Annotated in this window: 3 protein-coding genes and 2 pseudogenes; 4 read left to right on the top strand and 1 reads right to left on the bottom strand. The window is 43.5% G+C overall.

Annotation, left to right across the window (positions count from 1 at the left end; genetic code table 11):
• The first annotated feature begins 175 nt into the window (after positions 1 to 175).
• Both AB4375_RS19490 and AB4375_RS19485 read left to right on the top strand, forming a co-directional pair.
• Positions 176 to 1096, top strand: a complete 921-nt coding sequence (locus AB4375_RS19490) for a LysR family transcriptional regulator (RefSeq protein WP_017059189.1) — start codon at positions 176 to 178, stop codon at positions 1094 to 1096.
• Between the two features lie 181 nt (positions 1097 to 1277).
• On the top strand, positions 1278 to 3323 hold the full coding sequence (locus AB4375_RS19485; protein WP_017068310.1) for a TonB-dependent receptor domain-containing protein: 2046 nt from the start codon (positions 1278 to 1280) through the stop codon (positions 3321 to 3323).
• 129 nt (positions 3324 to 3452) lie between these two features.
• Here AB4375_RS19485 and AB4375_RS19480 read toward each other — a convergent pair whose 3' ends face one another.
• Positions 3453 to 4196 carry a class I SAM-dependent methyltransferase gene (locus AB4375_RS19480; RefSeq protein WP_372052349.1) on the bottom strand — a complete coding sequence of 248 codons (744 nt, stop codon included), beginning with the start codon at positions 4194 to 4196 and terminating at the stop codon, positions 3453 to 3455.
• Positions 4197 to 4226: 30 nt separating this feature from the next.
• On the opposite strand from AB4375_RS19480, the pseudogene AB4375_RS19475 reads away from it, so the two are divergent.
• A pseudogene (locus tag AB4375_RS19475) lies at positions 4227 to 4604 on the top strand (LysE/ArgO family amino acid transporter); the annotation flags it as partial.
• A 13-nt stretch (positions 4605 to 4617) separates the two neighbouring features.
• Positions 4618 to 4791 (top strand): annotated as a pseudogene (locus AB4375_RS19470) (porin family protein); the annotation flags it as partial.
• Positions 4792 to 4876: the final 85 nt, after the last annotated feature.

The raw sequence follows: 4876 nt of genomic DNA, 5'->3' as shown, positions 1-4876 counted from the left end.
CCTCCTCCTACTCGATTTTAAACAGTTCTGACTTAGAGCTTTAAAACCCACTTAACCTTAAACTCTGCTCTGCATATTGCTCTAGATCAAAATAGGAGTGATTATCAATTGTATTACATGTTAAGAAATAGCACTATGCGCACATTGAATTTTATATATTGTTAATATTTGCATAATGAATCTTGCTCAAGTCGACCTCAATCTACTCGTTATTCTTAAACACCTTCTTGAAGAGAAGCACGTTTCCAACACGGCATTGGCGCTGGATATGAGCCAACCTACGGTGAGCCGATCTCTGCAAAAACTGCGTACCGTTTTCAATGATGATCTATTGGTGCGAGCGGCTTATGGCTATGAGTTAACGCCAAAAGCAGAAGCCATTAAGCAAGATCTCAATTCGGTACTGACACGTTTAGAAAAGCTGGTACATGGCGATGTATTCGAACCGCAAAGCAGTGACAGTACGGTTCGCTTCTTTGGTTTAGTGCCTAATGTCGCGCACTTGCTGCCCAAGGTAGTTGCGGAGATACGTCAACAAGCGCCAAACATGACTGTTGATATCGACTCGATTCCTAAACGACACTTTGAGCCTCTGTTATCCGGTGATGCGCACTTTGTGTTGTCGACCCACGAGCCGTTAAGTTCAGAGCAAAATTTGTATCGAATGTTCGTGATTAGCCGCGATTATCGTTTGCTGATGAGTAAAAAACATCCTTTGGCGGACAAAGAGATCACGGTTGATGACTTGTTGAATAGCCAACTTGGTCAAATCTCACTGCAAGGGGATAAGAAGCTCTCGATCGAAAGTCGATTTAAAGATCTTGGCTTGATTGATAAGCAGCGCCAGCTGTCCATTCCAATTCAGCTTTCCAATTTTAACGTCGCGCCGGATATGGCAGAAGCAACCGACATCATCTTTCATTTACCGACACCTTTTGCTCAACAAGCCGCTACGCAAAGAGATCTTGTTTGTAAACGCGTGCCTAAAGCGTTGCGCCACCCATCAGAAGACGTCTACTTATACTGGCATAAGCGCTTTCATAACGACCCGATGTGTCGCTGGGTTCGCAATATATTCAAAGAGCTTTATACATAATCCATCTGCAGGGTGAATGAAAATTACGAATACCTATCGAGTTGGATATAGATCTCTTTCATTATTTGAATGGTGAATAACGAGAATCGATTTTTGGTATGAAACTTTCGTTGATAAGAGTGGTAGTTGGTTGTTTAATGCAAACCATTATCATTACCAATCACATATAAGAATGAATATCATGTCTGAGAGATCTCTTTTGATTCGCAAACCTCTTTTGGTTCGTAAACCCCTTTCGATCGCAGTCGCTGTTATTTGTACCTCACTTTCAGCTAACGTGTTGGCGCAAGAAGAAGCGCAAGCAACAGATGAGCAAATGGTTGTTACGGCAACTCGTACCGAGATGGCACTAAAACAAGCGCCAGCTTCAATGTCGGTTATCACCGCGCAAGACATTGAAGACAGCCCTGGTATTACCTTGGCAGACATCGTTGCCGAATCAACGAGTGTTGAGTCTGATTTTGATAGCACACGTGCTGGCCGTCAGATGATCTCTATTCGTGGTATGGATTCAGATTACACTCTTATCATGGTGAACGGTCGTCGTTTAAGCTCTGCAAGTGCCATCATCCGTGGTAACGACTTCGACCTATCAACGATTCCTGCTGATTCGATCGAACGTGTTGAAATAATCCGTGGCCCAATGTCTGCACTTTACGGTTCAGATGGTATGGGCGGTACAATCAACATCATCACCAAGGCTCCTGAAAATGATTGGAGCTCTACGTTAAGCATGGACACTTCATCTCCGTTAGACGGTGATGGTGGAGAAGAGTACTCGATGGGCTTCACAACATCGGGCGCGTTAATTGAAGACGAGTTGTTTGCTCGCCTATCTGTTAACCAAACTAGCCGTGATGCTTGGCAACCCTATTCTGGTACGCATAGCTCTGGTTACGATCGTTCAGACATTACTGCGTTAGAAGAAAGAGAGACATTAAGCTTACTCGCGAGCCTGACATGGAATGCAACAGACAACCAAACCATTGATTTCGATTTTGGTTACAGTGACGACGAACGTGAGTCATCTGCGGAAAACGTATCATCTGTGATTGAGTCTGACACACGTGTTGTACGTCAGAGCCAAGCGATCACACATAGTGGTTTTTGGAGCTGGGGTGACACGCAAGTACGTTATTCACGTGAAAATGTGACAGATAATGATGCTGCGGACTCAGATACTAACTATAGCAGTGACATCGAAGAGCTGACTCAAATTGTTGAAGCTTCGGCGACCACTTATCTTGGTGATAGTCACACCGTAACGTTTGGTATGGACTACCAGTTGAGTGAATTAACCAACAAAGAAAACTTAGTCAATGGTACATCTGAAGCTTATCAAGGTGCGTTATTTGTTCAAGACCAATGGTTAATGACGGATCAACTAACGGCAACCATTGGTGGTCGTTTAGATAAGCATGAACTATACGGTGAAGAGTTCAGCCCACGTGTGTACTTGGTTCATCAAACAACGAATGACCTGATCATCAAGGGTGGTGTGGGTAAAGCATTTAAAGCACCAACATTGACTCAAAATCAGACAGACTACACAGTTAATAGCTGTAAAGGCGTATGTGATTTACATGGTAATGAAGATCTTAAGCCCGAAACCAGCTTGAACTATGAGATCGCTGCGATTTATAGCCAACCTCGTTGGAATGTTGAAGGTGCCTTATTCCGAAATGAAATCAACGACCTAATTGATCGTGATGATACCTATTGTGAGAACGGCGGAGTGTTTGAATCGGGTAAAGGTTGCGCTGATAGTTCAAGCTCAACTGGCTATGTGAATGGTAAGCGTACTTATACAAACGTATCAGAGGCTGTAGTTCAAGGTGTTGAGCTTACAGGCCAATTCCAAATTACTGATGAATGGGGTGTGTCTGGTAATTACACATTCTTAGACACTGAAGATAAGTCTACTGGTGACGAATTACTTGAGCGTTACAAGCATTCGGGTTTAGTTAAACTGAACTGGAGCCCAACTTACGATCTAAGTACCTTCGTGAGTGCGCGTTACCGTGGTGAACGTCAGATCGAAAGCGATCTAACTCAAGACGCTTACACAACGCTGAACCTAGGTGCTATCTACAACGTGAATGCTTCAGTACGACTACGTGCAGGTATCACGAACTTAACTGACGAAGCTGTATCACAAGAGCTAGAGAGCATGGGCTATGTTGAAGAGCCACGTACTTACTACGTAGGTATGACAGCGGACTTCTAATTTAGAGTTCAGTAACTGATAGCTTGATACAAAAGAACCCACACTGGCTGATGCTCTAAAAGGAGAATGGCGAGTGTGGGTTCTTTTTTGATCTATAGATTTGGTTTAATTTGCCGTTTATCTATTAATCTAGATTTTGACACATGTGATCAGCGCATTACCGGACTGAGTATCCCAAGGAATCAGCTTGTCGTAATCGTGCTCGAAGATATTAACCTCGAAGTAGGGCTTCAATATCTCGATTAACTCTTTAAACGAGAATGCCACCATTGGGTGTTCATCATTCCACACTTGAGTTTCACCAGCAGTCGTCTTTTCGATGCTAAGCTTTAGCGCTTGCTTATCACCCTGACCAGAGTAATACCAACCAGAACGGAACGTGAAATCGTCTTTGTCTTGGTTTGTTGTGTGTCTAACAAACAGGTCGTTGCTGATCTTGTCTTTATCAACCACGTTAAAACAGAAAATACCTTCTGGCTTTAACGCACGATGCACACTTTCAATACACTTTTTAAGTTTCTCAAGGCCATCGTTGTAATGGATGGAATACAGGAAGCAAGTGATAAGATCGAGTGGTTCCGTGACCTCAAAATTACTCATGTTTTGTACTGAGAACTTGGCTTCCGGGCAGCGAACTTCTGCGATATCTAACATCGGCTTGTTAAGATCTAGGCCACCACTTTGGTAACCGAAATCAATAAAATGACGAACGTGTGGGCCAGTGCCACAAGCTAAGTCGAGGTGTGTTTTTCCTTCATTTCCAAAGATTTGATGGAGTCTACGTACGCAGTTACTTTGCGCTTGGTAGTCAATATCTACACACATTAAATCATAGTAACCGGATAGGTCGGTATAGAGTGCGTTGGCGGACATATTTGCCTGCAGCATAAGCTGAAAAATTAGGGTGGCGCTATCTTTTTGGGTGTCTATTCATTCTTAAGCTTCCGATCAGCATTTACCGAAAACCACGCCTTAGAAGCCACGGCAGAAACTAAAGACTCATTAACCAAAGCGATTGCGATGTGTTTGGCGTTCACTTGGCTTAACCCGCATGTGTATTTGGATACTGTGGTATTGCTGGGGTCTATCTCAACTCAATATCAACCGGATCAAATGTTGTTTGGCGCTGGGGCGGTATCGGCGTCATTCGTGTTCTTCTTTTCACTTGGATATGGAGCTCGCTTCTTGGCTCCAATGTTTAAGAACCCGAGAGCGTGGAAGGTGTTGGAATTTGTCGTTGGCGTGATCATGGCATCTATTGCAATATCTTTGATTGTCTAGCTGCGCGTAATTAGGCTTCCATTTTGGTATAGGTGTTGAATACACGCCAGTAGAAAGCCTAACCTTACGTTTAATCTCACAAGCAGATGCAGTAAATATCGAATTCTTCGGCCCGAATGGTAATAGACTGGCAAGCCGTGATGTAGCGTTTAGCACAGTAACTCTGGGCGCTTCGTACAATTTTTGACGACCTCTGTGAAATAGCTTAAAGCTAAAGCTATGGACATCTAAAACCGCTCTAACGTTGAGCGGTTTTTTTATGGTGCGCCGAG

The sequence above is a fragment of the Vibrio sp. 10N.261.51.C6 genome (genome assembly GCF_041471785.1).
Lineage (GTDB): Bacteria > Pseudomonadota > Gammaproteobacteria > Enterobacterales > Vibrionaceae > Vibrio > Vibrio crassostreae_C.
The sequence above is the reverse complement of the archived record's forward strand: the minus strand, read 5'-3'. Positions and strand labels throughout refer to the sequence as shown.

Excerpts from the sequence above, each read along its gene's own strand:
- AB4375_RS19480 (WP_372052349.1), bottom strand. The coding sequence starts at position 4,196 with ATGTCCGCCAACGCACTCTATACCGACCTATCCGGTTACTATGATTTA.
- AB4375_RS19485 (WP_017068310.1), top strand. The coding sequence starts at position 1,278 with ATGTCTGAGAGATCTCTTTTGATTCGCAAACCTCTTTTGGTTCGTAAA.
- AB4375_RS19490 (WP_017059189.1), top strand. The coding sequence starts at position 176 with ATGAATCTTGCTCAAGTCGACCTCAATCTACTCGTTATTCTTAAACAC.